Raw genomic sequence first — 14,694 nt, forward strand, 5'->3', positions numbered from 1 at the left:
GCACATCATTCGTAATGATGGGGTCAGGTGTTCGAGTCACCTAAGCGGCACCAAAAATTCAATGGCTTAGCTGGTCGCCTCGCCCAATTTGTACAGAAACCGCACAGAAACGGGCACTGTGCGTTTCGGCACTCGCTCGGTTGTATGGTCCGCGCTACCGGCCGAATGGCGAAAACTCCGCCTAAGCTTTGGCGATTATATTTGACAAACCAAACGCTGATTTGACTCGCCTTGCAGCGTTTCGCGTGCAGTAATGACCGGAATGCATTATCGGGCGAGCGATGAAAATCCACCATCTCCTAGCTGCGCTGCTGGCAGTAACCTCGATATCGACGCAGACCGCAAGCGCCTGTGACCCCGTCAGAGTGTGCAGCGGCATAATTCAGTGCTTGGACGATAACGGTCCATATGCAGCTAGCCTAAGAAAGGCTGCGGGAGGCGGTGATGGAAATGGAATTGCTATCGACACCCAGGAATGCCTGAAAAATCGCCACATTGATAACCCCACCGATCCGCCCGCTTGGGTGCCGTGGGACGGAGATGAAGTGTCTGGTGGCTGCAATGGTGGCAACTTTGCGATCATTGGCAAGTATGCACTGGCGAACGCCTGTCAAAACGTGCCGAGGTAATTCTAGACCTCGGCCGCTTCGCGCTGCCAGTCGGGATGATGATGGCCGTAGTTCTCTTCCAGCATCTGTAGCGACATGCCGAGCGCGCCGGCCGCCTGCCATTTGTCGATGCCGCCCTGCATCATCCACGTGGCGCGCGTGTGCCTGAGAACGTGCGGCGTCACTTCATCGTCGAGCCAGGCCAATTCGACGGCGGCTTCCCATGCGGTGCGCACCGATCCGACGCCGTGGCCGCGCCAGGACACGACATGCAGGAACATCGGCAGGGCCTTCCCCTGCTCTTCAGCCGGCCGCTGCGCTTCGGCCTCGGCGCGCGCGGCGTCGTCCAGCCGTTTCCAGCGCCGCAAGTGAGCCAGGATCTTCCGGCCGAGTTTGGCGGCGGGCTGGCGCTTCTTCGTCTCTTCCTGCTGCGCCGCCTTGCGGTAGATGATACCGCGCGAAAGGTCGATCCACCCGCCGGATAGGTTCGCCATCCATTGCGCACCAAGCAGCGCCTGTTTCCTTGAACCGGTGGACAGGCCAAGCAGGATGAAGCGGGAAAGGTGGCGATTGATGCCACCGGCATAGCGGCACCACCTCGAATGCCGGCGCCGGGTGGCCAAGTCTGTCCAGAAGCATTCATACCAGCCGAGCGAGCCGGCCAGCAGTCTGGCCGCTTCTGATCGATCAAGCCAGCGAGTGCGCGCCGACGGCTTGGCCGGCAGCGTGACCTGTGGCACAGCGGTAAGCGGGCCGTGCGTCTCGTGCCAGTAGTTAACGGCTGCCTGTAGGATGGCCAGTTCGCGGCGCGGCGTTCCGGTCGAGTTCACGCGCTCCGATTCCATACGATGGTCAGAATAGGCCTTGCTCGTCGCTTTGTTGATTTCGGCGATGGTGCGCGTGCCCCACCAGCCGGCCAGGGTGACGATGTTGTAGCCTGCCATCGACGGGCTTGAGCCCTTCGTGTCGGGGGCATGCTCTCGCCCGTATGCGGTCAGGACTTCGGCGACCGAGACGCGAGCGGGATCACTTTCGCGGGCGACTGGTCTGAATTTCGTGCCGATGTAGATGCCAAGTTCTTTTTCAGCGCCTGCCCGATCTGGTTCGCCGCAGCCAGTGCGCTTTGTGACCTCTCCGTCTCGGATGAGCCAGACTTTTTCGACGGGGTGGAGATAGAGCCTTGGGCCTTTTGAGGGTCTTGGCATTTGGTCATCATTTCCCTGACGGCCGACGGCGTGACGAAGTCGGCTCTTCCTACTCGCATGATGATAAGCCTGCCACGCCGCGCCTCTGCTCGCAACGTCGCCGGCTTGATCCGCCCGCGAAAGAACACCTCGCAGGCCTCGCGCAGCGTCAGGGGCGCGTCCCCTATCTCGGGCACTGTCACTGTCCGGCCCTCAAGCTGATCCAAATCCAGAGCCCGGCGATGAACAGGCCGACGAGCGAGGCCAGCAGGACACGGCCGGCCGGAGCCATCTGGGGATGGTCCCCAGATGCACCCGTCAATCGGCGGATCCTGATTTCGGCCAGCAATGCGTCGGCCTGGTTGGCGTGGCGCGCATAGGCGGCGTGGTGCCATAGGGCACGCTGGCTATGATAGACGGCAAGCAGGGCGCGAAGAAGCCTCATCGCGGCGCCTCCCCAAGCAGGGAGCGCAGGAAGGGGTACAGCGTTTCCTCGTTGCCGCTCGAGCAGTTGCGGATGGTGTCATAGGCGCTGGCGTTCTCGATGAAGAACCGCGCCTTTGTCTGCACGTCTGCCAGCGTCGTGCAGGGGAAGACAATGACGTCGTGCTCCGCTGCCCCGTAGGCGTCCCATTCGGGACCGCCATTGCAATCGGGGTCCAACGCACGGTAGGCATCGCGCTTCTCGATGTAGGTCTGGATGAGAGCTTCAATGCCGGCGACGTCCGGCGACAGAGCTTCAATCAGCTTGGCCCGGTCGAAGTCTTCCCACTCAGTAAAGGCGCGGCACGAGGCCATATAGGCCGTCTTCTGTCCGACCTCATCGAGCGTCGCCGGCCGGTGCGCGAACAAAGCGTCCCGCGCAACATCCGCCAGGGACCCAAGCCGCGAAGCTTCGGGGCTGTCCCACTCGGCATCTGGCACTGCGTCCCATGCCGCCAGCGCCGACCGATGGGCTGCAATCAGGTCGTGAAGGTTTGGAGCGGTCATGACTTCACCGCCTTGCCGACGGCCGCCGCTGCGCTCGCAACATCCGCAAGGGAGTGCTCTGGCGACGACGATCCGTCGACCGCTCGATTGGCCAGGAAATAGAACCTCAGCCACCGTTCGCGTTCTGTGGCTGATGGACGCGCGGCGCCTTCATCATGGATGTCGCCGCGCGCGATCTCCACAAACTCCGCCAGCTTTTCGAGCATTTCGCCGGCAGGCGACAGGCCCTCCGAGCAGAAGCGCGGTTGGCACGAGATAGCGCTGATCACATCGGATATGGTGCCGAGCGCGTCGTGCATTGAGAAAAGCGCGTCCAGCGAGAGCTTGCCAAGCTCAAAGATCGGCTCGCCGATATTTGCCGGCGCGACCGGGCGCCGCCCTTCGATGCACTGGCCGATGCCTGCATCAAGTCTTTCGGCTTCGTCCCTTGCGAGGATGATCAGACTGTTGACACGGTTTGCCGCCACCACCGCCGGAGCGTTGTCCGAGGCGTAGTCCAAGTCACAGGATGCTTCGTAGAGCATGTAGAGCAGAGCGTGCAGGCCGTTGCTCTGCGTATGCAGGTCGTTAAGGTCGGGCGCGCTCATGCTGCACCGCCTTTCCATGCGCCTTCGACAATCTCCTGGATCTCGATCAGCAGTTCGTTGATCACGTCGCAGCCAGCGGTAATCGCGTTCGCGGCGCTGGGTAGCGTCATGATCAGGCTTTCGCCCGACATGAACACCAGCTCATTCAGGCTCTTGACCCGCGTCAGCTTGCTCAGAGCCTCGCCGAGGTCGGGGGCATCTGGAACTTTCACGTTTGCCGTGCTATTTGAAGTCTTGGTCATCTTCTCTCTCTGGGGTTGATGATTGTGGGGCCGCCTTGCCGGGCGGTTCATTTTCGGAACGGCGATCAGTTCGAGCTTGCCGGCTCGCTGGTCGCCGTTTTCGTCTTCACGGTCATTGCCGCTCGCAAGGCAACAACGACCTCGGCATTTTGGGTTCTCAGGTTCGCGGACGCGGCCTTTTCAAGCCACCGCTTCACATCGGCGGGAAGCCGTATCCTCATTTGCGGGTCGGACCGTTTCATTCATCCTCCTTTGACGCACAATGCGTCATTAACTATAACGCACGATGCGTCATTGCGGTCAAGCGAAATATGACGCACATAGCGTCATGGCCAGAGACGACCCACATTTCCGACTTCGCGTTCCTCCAGAAATGAAGGAGAAGATCGAGCAGTCGGCTGCGCAGAGCGGGCGATCGATCAATTCCGAAATCGTCGTTCGCCTCCAGCAGTCGCTTGATGGCGCATTCCTGGACATGTCGGCGGAAGGGTTCGTCGCGCTGATCAAGCGCCTCGAGGCGACGGTGCACACAGCTGAAGAGATGCTTCGTCAGCAGATCGACCACAATCGCGAGCTTCAACGTCGGCTCGACGAGAAGGGCTGAGCGGGAGATCGCGCGCCGCGCGCCACCCGCGCATACGCATACGCGTGCACGTGCGCGAGGGCTGGTCACGCCGCGCAATCCTTCAATTGGAGAGAGCGGAAAAATCTCGCCGTCCGTTCGGGACCAGTCTGTAGGTCGCCGGCCTCGCCATCCTTCAAACCGATCAGGCTGAGGTTGCATTCACGGAAGCCAACGGCGGGTTCGAGCACGTAAGCGAGCTTGGCTTGCACATCCGCGGCAGTGTCACATGGCACGTCGATGAAGGATTCCCACGCGGCCTGCTCGCGGGCTTCCGTCCGCGCGGCGCCGTCGGCATCGAGGCGGTTGCCATCGTCGTCGAACATGGCTTCGTCGGCCGCGACCGCTGCCCGATGGATGGCGATGACCGCCCCGATGCCGGGGCTGGTCCACTGATAATCTGAGGTGAGAAGAGAAGGGGCGTTCATTCGTTTGGCCTCGTTGATTTCGAGACCAAGTTACACTAGTAGAGACAGCTCATCAATAAAAATCGTTGCGTTGTGCGTAACATGTTGCGGTAGGCGATCAAGCTGTTGAAATCGCGAGCGTTCGAGAGTTACCCACAAGGCAACGTTATGCGGCGTCAAGCAGAGCCCGCACAACGCTCTCAATCTGCTGACGCTGTACCGGGTTGGCCTGCTCCCAAAGAGACCAGATGGCGCCGGCTTTGGTCGGGTCACGCATGATCAGGTCTGCCGGCTCGCATTGCAGCGCGTCAGCCAAGGCTTCCAGCGTATCTTGGGTATAGGGTTGCTTGCCGCTCTCAATGCGGGAGAGCGTGGCTTTTGAGATTTCCACTCGGTCAGCCAGGCGGTCCAGCGTCAGGCCGCGATGCGCGCGCCACTCTTTGATAAAATGACGCCGGCGTTCTGCGCCGGGTTTTTGAAAGCGAAGTGACATGATGTCTCCCCGGAATTGTTCCGTTAAATGCAACTCTACACAAGCCAGACACAATTTGCGATAGCATCTTGCGCAACAGCGTTAACGCGGTGTAGTGTTACACTAGTAGGAACAACGCAGGAGAAACCCGAATGCACCCGCTGAAGGCCTATCGGAAAGCGCGGAAGATCCCGCTCGCCGATGTCGCCCGAGACACCAAGCTCTCGAAGGCCTCTCTTTCCCGGATCGAGACCTATAAGCAGTCGCCGTCTCGGCCGTCCCTTGATCGGCTGATCAAGTACGCTGGCGGGCTACTCACCCCGAACGACTTCTTCGGCTCGGCAGGCCCCGCCGATCAATGACGGCCTTCACCTTCATTCGCACCGCCGACGGCATGGTGATCGCGCGGGGCACGGTGTCCGGCCTCACCGCCTCCGGCTCAACTCTTGATGAGGCGCTGGCCGAGTTGCGGCGCCTGCTTTCCAATGGAAGAAGCTGCATGGCGCCGAACAGCGGATCCGAAATCGAAACAGCTTGGAACGAGTGGCTGGCCTTGCGGCAAAAGGCGCTTGGGACCGGCGACTTGGCCGATGGCATCGCCTCGGGTAAGGCATTTGGTCGGTTCCACAATCTTTTTGTCGAGCCCGAAGGTCGGCAATTCGCCGACGTGATCCCTTTGCGCGGGGTCCAATCTTGAACGGCGTCGCGAAGCAGCCGCAGATCCCCGACGCCGCTTACGTACCCGAGATCGAGCGGGACGTTCTCGGCTCTTTGTTGTTCCGGGGCGACTTCCTCAAGGTGGCGTCCTTCCTGAGGGAAGACCATTTCGTTTCCGACGTTCACAGGGTGCTTTTCAAGGCGATCCGGTTCGCCTTTGAACAGTATGGGTCAACTGCCCTGCCGGTCGTCCTGAGACTGATACCGCCCGACGCGGCCGTGCTCTTCGCTCAGAAGACCGATCGGTCGCCGGTGTCGTACATGACTTCGCTGTCGGACGATTCGGTCTCTGGCAATTCCGGCCTGGAGCGCGCCGGTCGTGCAGTCATCGAACAATGGGCGCGGCTGAAGGCGGCCGAAGTCGGGAAGATGTTGCGCGACGCGGCGCACGAGGCAACAGCCGAACCGAAGGCGCTCATTCAGGGCGTGGCTGGGGAACTCGATAACATCGCCGCGGAACTTCGCGCCGGCCCAAGGCGCAAGACCATGTACTCCCTTGACGCCGCAACTCAGGAGGCTGTGGTGGAAATCCAAGACGCCATGGCGCGTGGCAACGGCCTGACCGGCCACACCTGGGGCTTGACCGATATCAACGCAGCCACAGGCGGCATTCAGCCGGGCGAAATGGCGATCATCGGCGCCAGGCCATCAATGGGAAAAACGGCTTTCGCGCTCTCTGTGGCGCTGCGCAGCGCTGGAGCCGGCGTAGGCGTGGGTTTCCTGTCTCTGGAAATGGGCGCCAAGAAACTCGCGATGCGCCGGCTGACCGACATCGCTTTCGATTGGAGCATCAAGGTTCCCTATTCTGATCTGATCAAAGGCAAGGTTTCGCCGCAGGATCTGGAAAGCGTTCTCGCGGCCAATCATGATGCTGACGAACTGCCGCTTTGGATCGAGGAGCAGTCCGGCCTCACCATTTCCGACATTCGCGTCAAGATCGACCGGATGTCGGAAATGGCGGCGGCACGCAGGAAGCCGCTTGGCGTCCTTCTGATCGACTACCTGCAACTCGTTCGCCCCTCAGCCCGATACTCTGGCAATCGCGTGGGAGAGATCGCGGAAATATCCTGGGCGCTCCGCGAATTCGCGCGGGAATACGGTGTCGGGGTTATCGCCCTCTCCCAATTGTCGCGCCAGGTCGAAAGCCGCGATGACAAGCGCCCGCAGCTCTCGGACCTCCGCGATTCTGGTTCCTTAGAACAAGACGCTGACATGGTCGCCTTCCTGTATCGCGAGGCCTATTACCTCGAGAAGGCCAAGGGTAAGGACGCAGACAAGGAGGAGGAACGCCTTAGCCGTCTGATCGACGCCCAGAACGAACTCGAATTCATCATTGCCAAGCAGCGCAACGGGCCGACAAAAACCGTCAAGTTGTTCGTGGATATCGCGTGCTCCGCTGTTCGCAACGCGGCGAGGCTTTAGGCCATGTCGCGCATCAGGACAATCAAGCCCGAGTTCTTCAAGCACGAAGAGCTTTATGACGCCGAGGTAGAGACCGGCCTGCCGCTTCGCCTAGCGTTCGCTGGGCTATGGACGCAATGCGACCGTGAAGGGCGCTTCGTCTGGCGACCGCGCCAGTTGAAAGCCGACATCCTTCCTTATGATGAACTGGATTTTTCACGCGTGCTCGACGCGTTGGCCACGCGTGGTTTTGTCGTCAAATACGCGTCGGACGGGCGCCAGTTTGGGCACGTACCGTCATGGAGCCGGCATCAGGTCATCAATAACCGCGAAACCGCGAGCATCATCCCTCCCGCCGTTGAAATCATTACCGAAGTTGACGCGTCGTCCACGCGTCAACCACGCGTGAGGCACGCCGGTAAAGCGGAAGGGAAAGGAAGGGAAGGGAAAGGAAGGGAAGAACAGTTGTCCGAACCGAGTTCGGACGTTCGCCCGCATTCAAGAGGCCCGAACGCATATCCTGACGACTTTGAAGCTTTCTGGCTCACCTACCCTCGGTCTCCGAATATGTCGAAGTCGAAAGCGCTGATCGGCTGGAACAAGCTGACGGGCGATCAGCGGGCGGCCTGCTGCGATGCTGTACCAGCCTATCGCGCGTTCCTGACCTCAAAGCCTGACCATCCGACCATGCACGCGGCGACGTTCATCAACGAGCGTCGGTTTGAAGGATTTGCCGAACAGGCCAAGGCAGCAACTCCGCGCCCGTTGACTGACCAGGATTGGGATAAACGCCTCCAGTTCGGGCGGCGCAATCAAAAATGGCACAACCAGCAGTGGGGGCCGCCTCCTGGCGCCGACGGCTGCAAAGTCCCTGACCATCTAATTCAACCAAGCGACGGCCAATCGTGGGCCGAGTGGGAGGCCTGAGGTATGGGCAACATCGTAGCTTTCCGAGCAAAGCGCCAATCAGACCCACAATTCGGCGTTTGCCCTATGTGCCGCCTTCACGACGGGTTTGTGAACAAGGGCTCGCAGCACTGGTTCAAGTGCGACAAACACCGAATTCGCTGGCTCGCGGGAATCAATCTTTTCGACCATTGGCGGGACGAGAACCGCGCCGACCAAATGAGGCGGTTTGCGGCCATCGAGTGCTTCGAAGTGGTCGAGCCGCTGTGGGTCGGTTCCCGCCGCGACCCCGGCCCTAAAGGTGCCGCATGAACGAAGAAAATATATTTCCCGACCCTGGTGAACTGCCGGTGCTCGACTGGATCGAGACGGACAGGATAGCGGTCGATCCTCTGTATCAGCGCCCGCTCGATGAGCAGCGGGTGAATGCTATGGCCAAGGCGTTCACCTGGCGATCGTTCGGCGCGATCGTCGTGGTGCCCTCTGGTGACGGCTACCATGTCACGGACGGCCAGCACCGCCTCGAGGCGGCCAAGCTTCATCCAAAGGTGACGCATGTGCCGGCGGTCATCGTCCAGGCCGATGACATCGCGCAAGAGGCGTCAATCTTCGTCGACGTGAACAAGAACCGGAAGAACGTTAGTGCCTTGGAACTGTTCTTTGCCGAGCTGGCGGCCGGCACCGGCAGCGCTGCCGAAACGCTAAGGCTTTCCAGCCATGCGGGCATTCGCATCCCGAAGTTTCCCGGCAACTTCAAGCCCAACGACACGATAGCCGTGGGCGAACTGCAGAAGCTGATCGCCGGCTATGTCGAAAGCCGCGTCGTCGAATTTCTAACCACGGTCGCTGCTGGCGGCTTCCGGCCGATTACCGCCAATCACCTGAAGGCGGTCGAGCATCTTCTGACCGATCGCGAGTTCGCGCCGCACATTGCGGCTGAGGATCTCGCTCACACGATCAAGGCCGTTGGTACGTCGCTCGACAAAGAGGCTCGCCGGTTCGCAGCAACGCACGGCGTGACCTTCTGGAAGGGTCTGGCGTCGACATGGTTCCAGAAGTGCAAGAAGCGGCGGCCCGCAGCGTCGCCGGCGCCGGCGGCCAAGACGATCCCGTCGAAGCTGGGGTCTCTTGTCCGCCCTGAGATGGCGCAGCGCGCGGCTGAGATGGCGGCACGCCAATCCTCGCAGCCAAAAACCAATGTCACGTCGTCGGTCATGGGTGATCCGGCTCCTGGACGTTCGGCACTTGACCAGCGGAGGGCATCATGAAGTGGCCTAGTGACATCGATCAGATCGCCACGGACATCGTGCGGGCTCAGTTCGGCCCGGACACTGACGCCGATTGGGAGCAATACAAGCTGATCGCCAACGCGCTGCTGGCTGAGCGCGCTCGGCCCAGGTTCGAGGCGATAGTTTCGCTCAGCCAAGACGAACTGGACGACGCCTACCATTTGGCGATGTTCGACTGTGACGAGGAACTCGCGAAGGCGGTTCGTCAGATATTCAAGCTTCGCGAAGAGCAGATGATCGCGAGGGGCGTGCCGCGCACGCTCTGGAACACTATCCGCGACGACTTCCACAATATCCTTTCCAGTGCCTTCAACGGCCAAGAAATCAGGCGCCTAGGCGCCGCTCGCTACAACGCTTTGTTGGCCAGGCTGATGGCGCGCGATCCCGAAAATCCAGTGAGGCCCGTATGACAGAACATGGGATGGTCTTCCCGCCTCGCGACGAATGGGACATCGCAGCATACGACACCGATGAGGTCGTGGCCGGATATCGCGAGTATCGACCCGAAGAACCGCAGCCCGGCGAAAACCGGTCTCCGGCCTATCGCTGGGGCTGGGCGAACCGGCGCAAGGACATGACGCACCAGCCCGACGGTCTGGAGGATGTCCGGAGAATATTCATCCTGATGACGAGGCTTGCACAATGAAAACCAAAGCATGCAAGCTCTTCGACGAGCAGCCATTTCGCGAGCAGCGCAAGAAACCGCCGTCGCACCGCACCACGCCGGAGGAACGGCAGACCGGCAGAAAGCGACAGGACAAAGCGGTCGCCAAGCTCAGCCGTGCCGACGGCGGCAAGGGCGGCGCCAAGGTGACGTCGGTCAAGATCCGGATATCTGGCAAGCGGTCTGAAACCATGGCCATGCGGTCGAGGCCAGGCACCTTCGAATGGCGATATGGCCGCAAAAAGCAGGACGTGCTTTTCCATGCCGGCAGTCACTTGGCCACGCTATGGGAGCGCGCCGGCATCGCTCTCGCCAGCTCGGCGGATTTCATGCGCGGCACCAGCTCAGGCTACGCGACCGAGATATCCGATGGTCGTGTGGCCGCGATCGACAAGCTGGACGGCTTCATCAAGGATATGGGTCGGGTGCCGGCATCGAGGCTGATCGACTATTGCGTCGGCGGCCTGACGACGGCACAGATCGCGATGAAGCACGGGGCCAAGGAACGGGAGATGGCCCCGGTGCTCCACCACGATCTGCGCGCCTGTGCACAGCACTTCAAATTTCTGGGCGGCAATCGACGTTGACTTTCAACACGAAACCCCGTAGTTGATCGTCATTCGCAGAACTGCGCCGGGAACCCGCCAAATCAGGCGGGTTTTTTGTTACAATTCGTCTCCATGGTGTTTCAGCATATCCTTGCACTGGGCGTGATCCAAAGACCCATCTTGGCCAAACATGACGCGAGCACCGCTCGTCAAATGGCCCTCGATCCCCTCGGCGACCAAACGGATTGCTTCGCGTAGCGGCCTATCGCTGATGAGTGTGGGCTGAAGATCCTCGGTGCAGACGCCAACCACCTTAGCAAGTGTGTTCATTTGCTGAAGAACCTTCGCCCGCATCTGCGCACGCGTGGTGGCCTCAACTTGTAGCCAGTCCTGGTATGCCGGATCGCTTCGGCTCGGCTCGGCCCAGGCTGGCAGTCCGAACGCCAGCGACGCGCATGCGTAGCCAATGCTTACGGGCGCGCCTTTGACCTTGTACGTGGCGACGGTATTGCGGGAAATGTCGAGCTGCCGCGCCACTTCGCTATCATTCCAGCCCATGTGGGCGATCCAAGCATTGAAGTCTTTCGCTTCCATCGGAAATCTCCTATATTTGGAGGAACCGGGGAACCTTTCGATCCCCCGGCCCCTTCTAGCCTCGGAGAGTGGCGATCAACGTAGCCAGCGCTATCGCCACCTCTAAGGTTTGAAGGATGAGAAGAAGTGTCTCGTGAGACATTTTCTCTTCCTCCGTGCACCAGACTGACAGGGTGTCCGTCTTCAAGTGCATTTGTACAATTGCTCAATTTTGAGCACATGTCAAGCTAAATAGCTCAATTTTTAGCACCCCTTTCGACAAGAATTTAGCAGGGTAGCGCAGCCCGGTAGCGCGCGTGGGCTCATAACCATGAGGTCAGCGGTTCGAATCCGCTTCCTGCAACCACCCTCCCTTGCCCCGGCTTTTCAGCGCTGATCTCGGCTACGCGGCCAAAGGCTTTTCGCTCGATCCTGAGAAGAACCCGGCGGGGCAAGGTGGCTACGGTCGTCTTGAACCGGGGAAGCGAAAGCGCCGAGGCTCCCCAACAGGAAAGGAAGAACAATCATGGACGCAGAGCATCTCAGAGTGGGCCGTGGCAGCGCTGCCGCCCAGCAAGTCACGCGGCAAGTGCCTTTGGCAAATCTGTACGAAGCACTCAAGAACTTGAACGAGGCGGCGGCGACGACGCGGAACATGGCAGATCAACTTTGCGGCAGTCAGCCCGAAGCGGTTGGCAAAGAAGCCGCTCCCCAGTCCGCAAGCGTCTTCGGCCAGATCGACGACGTCGCCGAGGCCGTCAATGCCCATGCAAGTCGGATCATGGGCGACATGCAACGCATTCAAAGCCGGCTTTAAACCGGTCCCCACCACAAAGGAGACTTTCGATGTCGACACGATACGCAACGCTCATCACGGATGACGACGGCCAGGAGGTCGTTTCAAACGTAGGGCTGTTCGAAGGCAGCGCACCGCGCGTGCGCTCGGGCACTGTCGAGGAGGTCGCCGACGGCGTCCTGATCGGCATGGTGCGGGGTGGTCCCGTAGATTCGGTCGGCGGCTTCGGCTTCCCGGACGGTGCGCCTGGCGCTGACGGCCGCGCGATCGGCATTGCCAAGGCCAATGAAGCCTCGGACCGGCGCGCCAAGGCGATAAAGACGGGCAAGCGTGGTCCCAAGGCCAAGGACAAGCCCGCCGCTGACGATCCGCCCGTCGATCCCGACAAGTCGGATGCCTGATGATGCCGGCGCCCGTGGGTAACAGGTTCTGGGAGCAGCGAAGCTCCCACGGGCGCAAGCCTATCTTCGCAACTCCTGACGATCTGTGGTCGGCGGCGGCTGAGTATTTTGAGTGGGTCGAGGCCAATCCTCTCACTGAGGAAAAGGTGTTCAACGGTAAGGACGGGATTGTCCGCGCCGACATTGCCAAGATGCGCGCGATGACGATCACAGGGCTGTGCATCTTCCTCGATATCAGCCAGCAGGCCTGGTCGGAATACAAACAACGCGATGGTTTTGGTGAAATCACAACGCGCATAGACGAGATCGTCCGCACCCAGAAGTTCGAAGGCGCCTCGGCGGACCTCCTCAACGCCAACATCATCGCCCGGGATCTCGGACTTGCCGACAAGTCGGAACTGAACGTCGCCGGCTCACTGCAGACGATGTCGGGAGAGGACTTGGATGCACGGATCGCTCTCCTACTCGAAGAAGGTCGAACTGGCGCGCCTCCTGGAGGAGCGGGCAAGGCGGAAGGCAAGAAATAGGCTCCTCGCCTACCAGCCTTATGCCAAGCAGCGCCTCTTCCATGCCGCTGGCGCCACCAACCGCGAACGGCTCTTCATGGCCGGCAACCAGTTGGGCAAGACGCTTGCTGGTGGGGCTGAATGGGCGATGCACCTGACCGGGCGATATCCCGACTGGTGGGAAGGCAAGACATTTTCGAAACCCGTTGCGATGTGGGCGGCTGGTCTGACTGGCGAATCCACGCGCGACACGGTTCAAAAGATGCTGGTCGGTCAGCCTGAGCGCAAAGACGCTTGGGGAGCCGGCATGATCCCCGGCGATGCCTTTGCCGAAACGTATCTGGCTCGTGGCATCCCGAACGCGCTCGACAGCATCGTGGTCAAGCATGGCGGCGGGGGTGACGTGCAGGCCGGCCGAAGCATCCTCGGCTTCAAGTCATATGAAAAAGGCCGTGAGAAGTGGCAGGGGCCGACGCTCGATGGTGTGTGGTTCGATGAGGAGCCACCACCGGACATCTACAGCGAAGGCCTGACGCGCACGAACGCCACGGGCGGCATCACGATGATCACATTCACCCCGCTGCTCGGCATGTCGGAAGTAGTCCTCATGTTCCTCACTGCTGACCAGGTCAACATGATGGTGAAGGGCAAAGCGTAGTGGATGAGGCAGGAATATGAGCCGCCACGTCACATTCATGACCATTGACGATGCCGAGCACTATACGCCCGAGCAACGTGCGGAGATCATCGCGGCATATCCCGAGCATGAGCGAGAAGCCCGCGCCAAGGGCATTCCGGTGCTGGGGTCCGGTCGGATCTTCCCGGTCGCGGAAGAGTTGATCTCGTGTGAACCGTTCCGGTTGCCGCGCTTCTGGCCTCGCCTCGGTGCTCTCGATTTCGGATGGGATCACCCATCTGCCGCGGTTGAACTGGCCTGGGACACGGAAGCTGACGTGATCTACGTCACGAAAGCGCATCGAGCCTCGCAACAGACACCGGCAATGCAGGCCATCACGCTGAAGCCGTGGGGCATCTGGTTGCCATGGGCTTGGCCTCGGGATGGTCGCCGTGACACGCTGGAAGGCGCCGGCATAGCCCTGGCACAGCAATACAGCGCTGCTGGGCTGAACATGATGTCGCAACATGCGCAGTTCGCCGACAAGTCGGTATCGGTCGAGGCTGGACTGATGGAAATGCTCGACCGGATGCAGTCGGGTCGGCTACGCGTCTTCAGCAACTTGCTGCCGTGGTTCGAAGAATTCCGCCTGTACCATCGCAAGGACGGGCAAGTCGTGAAGCTGCGAGACGATCTGATGTCGGCGACCCGCTACGGGGTCATGATGATACGAGAGGCGGTTGTCGACCCTGCCGAGTTCAAGGCGGCGCGACGCATCAACGTGCAATCCGATCCACTGGCGGGCTATCGATGAGCAATCGCGTCCAGCGCTTCGATCCTGAGACCGGAAACTACATCCTGCTGGATGTGGCGACTGGCACCGTGCTGCAAGAGCAGCCGGGCGTTCGACGGCCCGGCAAGCCGTTGGCGTCTCCGTTTGCCGGCGTCGATGAGATCGAGCCGATGACGCGGCAGCGCGTCGCGGTGCGCCAGAGCGATCCGCTTGGAGATTTCCGCTGACCGTTCGTATTGTCGGCGGCACGCTCCGCGACCTGAGCTACATCGCGGCTAACCTGCGGCCCGAAGACAGGGCAGAGATCGACTGCCAGCTTGACACCTGGACGCCGGCAACGCTGGCACTGACCGGCCTGCAGGGGCCGGCCTA

Annotated in this window: 25 protein-coding genes and 1 tRNA gene; 17 read left to right on the forward strand and 9 right to left on the reverse strand. The window is 60.8% G+C overall.

Annotated elements, in window-relative coordinates:
• Positions 1 to 631: 631 nt before the first annotated feature.
• The 6 genes from FJ967_RS32150 to FJ967_RS32175 form a co-directional block, all read right to left on the reverse strand.
• Positions 632 to 1,552 (reverse strand): tyrosine-type recombinase/integrase, encoded by a 921-nt coding sequence (locus FJ967_RS32150; protein ID WP_181176217.1) that lies wholly within the window; start codon positions 1,550 to 1,552, stop codon positions 632 to 634.
• Positions 1,553 to 1,991: 439 nt separating this feature from the next.
• On the reverse strand, positions 1,992 to 2,237 hold the full coding sequence (locus tag FJ967_RS32155; RefSeq protein WP_140736339.1) for a hypothetical protein: 246 nt from the start codon (positions 2,235 to 2,237) through the stop codon (positions 1,992 to 1,994).
• Positions 2,234 to 2,782, reverse strand: coding sequence for a hypothetical protein (locus FJ967_RS32160; RefSeq protein ID WP_140736340.1), 549 nt, complete (start codon positions 2,780 to 2,782; stop codon positions 2,234 to 2,236). The genes FJ967_RS32155 and FJ967_RS32160 overlap by 4 nt, the downstream gene beginning before the upstream one ends.
• On the reverse strand, positions 2,779 to 3,369 hold the full coding sequence (locus FJ967_RS32165; protein WP_140736341.1) for a hypothetical protein: 591 nt from the start codon (positions 3,367 to 3,369) through the stop codon (positions 2,779 to 2,781). The genes FJ967_RS32160 and FJ967_RS32165 overlap by 4 nt, the downstream gene beginning before the upstream one ends.
• Positions 3,366 to 3,611 carry a hypothetical protein gene (locus FJ967_RS32170; RefSeq protein WP_140736342.1) on the reverse strand — a complete coding sequence of 82 codons (246 nt, stop codon included), beginning with the start codon at positions 3,609 to 3,611 and terminating at the stop codon, positions 3,366 to 3,368. Before FJ967_RS32170 ends, FJ967_RS32165 begins: the two co-directional genes overlap by 4 nt.
• A gap of 65 nt (positions 3,612 to 3,676) precedes the next feature.
• A complete protein-coding gene (locus tag FJ967_RS32175) occupies positions 3,677 to 3,853 on the reverse strand; it encodes an Arc family DNA-binding protein (protein WP_246675465.1) in 177 nt (58 codons plus the stop codon).
• 86 nt (positions 3,854 to 3,939) lie between these two features.
• On the opposite strand from FJ967_RS32175, the gene FJ967_RS32180 reads away from it, so the two are divergent.
• On the forward strand, positions 3,940 to 4,215 hold the full coding sequence (locus tag FJ967_RS32180) for an Arc family DNA-binding protein (RefSeq protein ID WP_140736343.1): 276 nt from the start codon (positions 3,940 to 3,942) through the stop codon (positions 4,213 to 4,215).
• Positions 4,216 to 4,280: 65 nt separating this feature from the next.
• Here the strand turns inward: FJ967_RS32180 and FJ967_RS32185 are convergent, their stop codons facing one another.
• The gene (locus tag FJ967_RS32185) at positions 4,281 to 4,559 is read right to left on the reverse strand and encodes a hypothetical protein (protein WP_140736344.1); all 279 of its coding nucleotides are present in this window, start codon (positions 4,557 to 4,559) and stop codon (positions 4,281 to 4,283) included.
• A 247-nt stretch (positions 4,560 to 4,806) separates the two neighbouring features.
• Complete coding sequence (locus FJ967_RS32190; RefSeq protein ID WP_140736345.1) at positions 4,807 to 5,133, reverse strand: helix-turn-helix transcriptional regulator; 327 nt, start codon at positions 5,131 to 5,133, stop codon at positions 4,807 to 4,809.
• Positions 5,134 to 5,264: 131 nt separating this feature from the next.
• Here FJ967_RS32190 and FJ967_RS32195 point away from each other — a divergent pair, with 131 nt between their 5' ends.
• The 9 genes from FJ967_RS32195 to FJ967_RS32235 are packed head-to-tail and all read left to right on the forward strand — an operon-like array spanning position 5,265 to position 10,676.
• The gene (locus tag FJ967_RS32195) at positions 5,265 to 5,474 is read left to right on the forward strand and encodes a helix-turn-helix transcriptional regulator (RefSeq protein WP_140736346.1); all 210 of its coding nucleotides are present in this window, start codon (positions 5,265 to 5,267) and stop codon (positions 5,472 to 5,474) included.
• Complete coding sequence (locus FJ967_RS32200; RefSeq protein ID WP_140736347.1) at positions 5,471 to 5,809, forward strand: hypothetical protein; 339 nt, start codon at positions 5,471 to 5,473, stop codon at positions 5,807 to 5,809. The genes FJ967_RS32195 and FJ967_RS32200 overlap by 4 nt, the downstream gene beginning before the upstream one ends.
• Entirely contained in the window at positions 5,806 to 7,251 is a 1,446-nt protein-coding gene (locus FJ967_RS32205) for a DnaB-like helicase C-terminal domain-containing protein (RefSeq protein ID WP_140736348.1), read from the forward strand. Before FJ967_RS32200 ends, FJ967_RS32205 begins: the two co-directional genes overlap by 4 nt.
• Positions 7,252 to 7,254: 3 nt before the next feature.
• Complete coding sequence (locus tag FJ967_RS32210) at positions 7,255 to 8,157, forward strand: hypothetical protein (RefSeq protein ID WP_140736349.1); 903 nt, start codon at positions 7,255 to 7,257, stop codon at positions 8,155 to 8,157.
• 3 nt (positions 8,158 to 8,160) lie between these two features.
• Entirely contained in the window at positions 8,161 to 8,448 is a 288-nt protein-coding gene (locus FJ967_RS32215) for a hypothetical protein (RefSeq protein WP_140736350.1), read from the forward strand.
• A 38-nt stretch (positions 8,449 to 8,486) separates the two neighbouring features.
• The gene (locus FJ967_RS32220) at positions 8,487 to 9,404 is read left to right on the forward strand and encodes a ParB/RepB/Spo0J family partition protein (protein WP_181176219.1); all 918 of its coding nucleotides are present in this window, start codon (positions 8,487 to 8,489) and stop codon (positions 9,402 to 9,404) included.
• Positions 9,401 to 9,835: a hypothetical protein gene (locus FJ967_RS33875; RefSeq protein ID WP_246675468.1), complete on the forward strand. Its 435-nt coding sequence runs from the start codon at positions 9,401 to 9,403 to the stop codon at positions 9,833 to 9,835. Before FJ967_RS32220 ends, FJ967_RS33875 begins: the two co-directional genes overlap by 4 nt.
• Positions 9,832 to 10,071, forward strand: a complete 240-nt coding sequence (locus FJ967_RS32230) for a hypothetical protein (RefSeq protein ID WP_140736352.1) — start codon at positions 9,832 to 9,834, stop codon at positions 10,069 to 10,071. Before FJ967_RS33875 ends, FJ967_RS32230 begins: the two co-directional genes overlap by 4 nt.
• Positions 10,068 to 10,676, forward strand: a complete 609-nt coding sequence (locus FJ967_RS32235; RefSeq protein ID WP_140736353.1) for a hypothetical protein — start codon at positions 10,068 to 10,070, stop codon at positions 10,674 to 10,676. Before FJ967_RS32230 ends, FJ967_RS32235 begins: the two co-directional genes overlap by 4 nt.
• Positions 10,677 to 10,754: 78 nt before the next feature.
• Here the strand turns inward: FJ967_RS32235 and FJ967_RS32240 are convergent, their stop codons facing one another.
• Positions 10,755 to 11,231, reverse strand: a complete 477-nt coding sequence (locus FJ967_RS32240; protein WP_140736354.1) for a hypothetical protein — start codon at positions 11,229 to 11,231, stop codon at positions 10,755 to 10,757.
• Positions 11,232 to 11,499: 268 nt separating this feature from the next.
• On the opposite strand from FJ967_RS32240, the gene FJ967_RS32245 reads away from it, so the two are divergent.
• The 7 genes from FJ967_RS32245 (at position 11,500) to FJ967_RS32275 (ending at position 14,549) form a co-directional block, all read left to right on the forward strand.
• Positions 11,500 to 11,577 (forward strand) — tRNA-Met (locus FJ967_RS32245).
• A gap of 159 nt (positions 11,578 to 11,736) precedes the next feature.
• Positions 11,737 to 12,027, forward strand: coding sequence for a hypothetical protein (locus tag FJ967_RS32250; protein ID WP_140736355.1), 291 nt, complete (start codon positions 11,737 to 11,739; stop codon positions 12,025 to 12,027).
• A 29-nt stretch (positions 12,028 to 12,056) separates the two neighbouring features.
• A complete protein-coding gene (locus tag FJ967_RS32255) occupies positions 12,057 to 12,407 on the forward strand; it encodes a hypothetical protein (protein WP_140736356.1) in 351 nt (116 codons plus the stop codon).
• Positions 12,407 to 12,934: a DNA-packaging protein gene (locus FJ967_RS32260; protein WP_246675469.1), complete on the forward strand. Its 528-nt coding sequence runs from the start codon at positions 12,407 to 12,409 to the stop codon at positions 12,932 to 12,934. Before FJ967_RS32255 ends, FJ967_RS32260 begins: the two co-directional genes overlap by 1 nt.
• Positions 12,852 to 13,571, forward strand: a complete 720-nt coding sequence (locus tag FJ967_RS32265; RefSeq protein WP_140736357.1) for a terminase family protein — start codon at positions 12,852 to 12,854, stop codon at positions 13,569 to 13,571. The genes FJ967_RS32260 and FJ967_RS32265 overlap by 83 nt, the downstream gene beginning before the upstream one ends.
• A gap of 16 nt (positions 13,572 to 13,587) precedes the next feature.
• Positions 13,588 to 14,343, forward strand: coding sequence for a terminase family protein (locus tag FJ967_RS32270; protein ID WP_140736358.1), 756 nt, complete (start codon positions 13,588 to 13,590; stop codon positions 14,341 to 14,343).
• The gene (locus tag FJ967_RS32275) at positions 14,340 to 14,549 is read left to right on the forward strand and encodes a hypothetical protein (RefSeq protein WP_140736359.1); all 210 of its coding nucleotides are present in this window, start codon (positions 14,340 to 14,342) and stop codon (positions 14,547 to 14,549) included. The genes FJ967_RS32270 and FJ967_RS32275 overlap by 4 nt, the downstream gene beginning before the upstream one ends.
• Positions 14,550 to 14,694: the final 145 nt, after the last annotated feature.

Origin of the sequence: Mesorhizobium sp. B2-3-4 (assembly GCF_006442315.1) — a bacterium.
In the GTDB taxonomy this organism is placed as follows: Bacteria; Pseudomonadota; Alphaproteobacteria; order Rhizobiales; family Rhizobiaceae; genus Mesorhizobium.

Bases quoted from the DNA above. Each gene is read 5' to 3' on its own strand.
- FJ967_RS32150 (WP_181176217.1), bottom strand. From the start codon at position 1,552: ATGGCAGGCTACAACATCGTCACCCTGGCCGGCTGGTGGGGCACGCGC.
- FJ967_RS32155 (WP_140736339.1), bottom strand. From the start codon at position 2,237: ATGAGGCTTCTTCGCGCCCTGCTTGCCGTCTATCATAGCCAGCGTGCC.
- FJ967_RS32160 (WP_140736340.1), bottom strand. From the start codon at position 2,782: ATGACCGCTCCAAACCTTCACGACCTGATTGCAGCCCATCGGTCGGCG.
- FJ967_RS32165 (WP_140736341.1), bottom strand. From the start codon at position 3,369: ATGAGCGCGCCCGACCTTAACGACCTGCATACGCAGAGCAACGGCCTG.
- FJ967_RS32170 (WP_140736342.1), bottom strand. From the start codon at position 3,611: ATGACCAAGACTTCAAATAGCACGGCAAACGTGAAAGTTCCAGATGCC.
- FJ967_RS32175 (WP_246675465.1), bottom strand. From the start codon at position 3,853: ATGAAACGGTCCGACCCGCAAATGAGGATACGGCTTCCCGCCGATGTG.
- FJ967_RS32180 (WP_140736343.1), top strand. From the start codon at position 3,940: ATGGCCAGAGACGACCCACATTTCCGACTTCGCGTTCCTCCAGAAATG.
- FJ967_RS32185 (WP_140736344.1), bottom strand. From the start codon at position 4,559: ATGTTCGACGACGATGGCAACCGCCTCGATGCCGACGGCGCCGCGCGG.
- FJ967_RS32190 (WP_140736345.1), bottom strand. From the start codon at position 5,133: ATGTCACTTCGCTTTCAAAAACCCGGCGCAGAACGCCGGCGTCATTTT.
- FJ967_RS32195 (WP_140736346.1), top strand. From the start codon at position 5,265: ATGCACCCGCTGAAGGCCTATCGGAAAGCGCGGAAGATCCCGCTCGCC.
- FJ967_RS32200 (WP_140736347.1), top strand. From the start codon at position 5,471: ATGACGGCCTTCACCTTCATTCGCACCGCCGACGGCATGGTGATCGCG.
- FJ967_RS32210 (WP_140736349.1), top strand. From the start codon at position 7,255: ATGTCGCGCATCAGGACAATCAAGCCCGAGTTCTTCAAGCACGAAGAG.
- FJ967_RS32215 (WP_140736350.1), top strand. From the start codon at position 8,161: ATGGGCAACATCGTAGCTTTCCGAGCAAAGCGCCAATCAGACCCACAA.
- FJ967_RS33875 (WP_246675468.1), top strand. From the start codon at position 9,401: ATGAAGTGGCCTAGTGACATCGATCAGATCGCCACGGACATCGTGCGG.
- FJ967_RS32230 (WP_140736352.1), top strand. From the start codon at position 9,832: ATGACAGAACATGGGATGGTCTTCCCGCCTCGCGACGAATGGGACATC.
- FJ967_RS32235 (WP_140736353.1), top strand. From the start codon at position 10,068: ATGAAAACCAAAGCATGCAAGCTCTTCGACGAGCAGCCATTTCGCGAG.
- FJ967_RS32240 (WP_140736354.1), bottom strand. From the start codon at position 11,231: ATGGAAGCGAAAGACTTCAATGCTTGGATCGCCCACATGGGCTGGAAT.
- FJ967_RS32250 (WP_140736355.1), top strand. From the start codon at position 11,737: ATGGACGCAGAGCATCTCAGAGTGGGCCGTGGCAGCGCTGCCGCCCAG.
- FJ967_RS32255 (WP_140736356.1), top strand. From the start codon at position 12,057: ATGTCGACACGATACGCAACGCTCATCACGGATGACGACGGCCAGGAG.
- FJ967_RS32260 (WP_246675469.1), top strand. From the start codon at position 12,407: ATGATGCCGGCGCCCGTGGGTAACAGGTTCTGGGAGCAGCGAAGCTCC.
- FJ967_RS32265 (WP_140736357.1), top strand. From the start codon at position 12,852: ATGCACGGATCGCTCTCCTACTCGAAGAAGGTCGAACTGGCGCGCCTC.
- FJ967_RS32270 (WP_140736358.1), top strand. From the start codon at position 13,588: ATGAGCCGCCACGTCACATTCATGACCATTGACGATGCCGAGCACTAT.
- FJ967_RS32275 (WP_140736359.1), top strand. From the start codon at position 14,340: ATGAGCAATCGCGTCCAGCGCTTCGATCCTGAGACCGGAAACTACATC.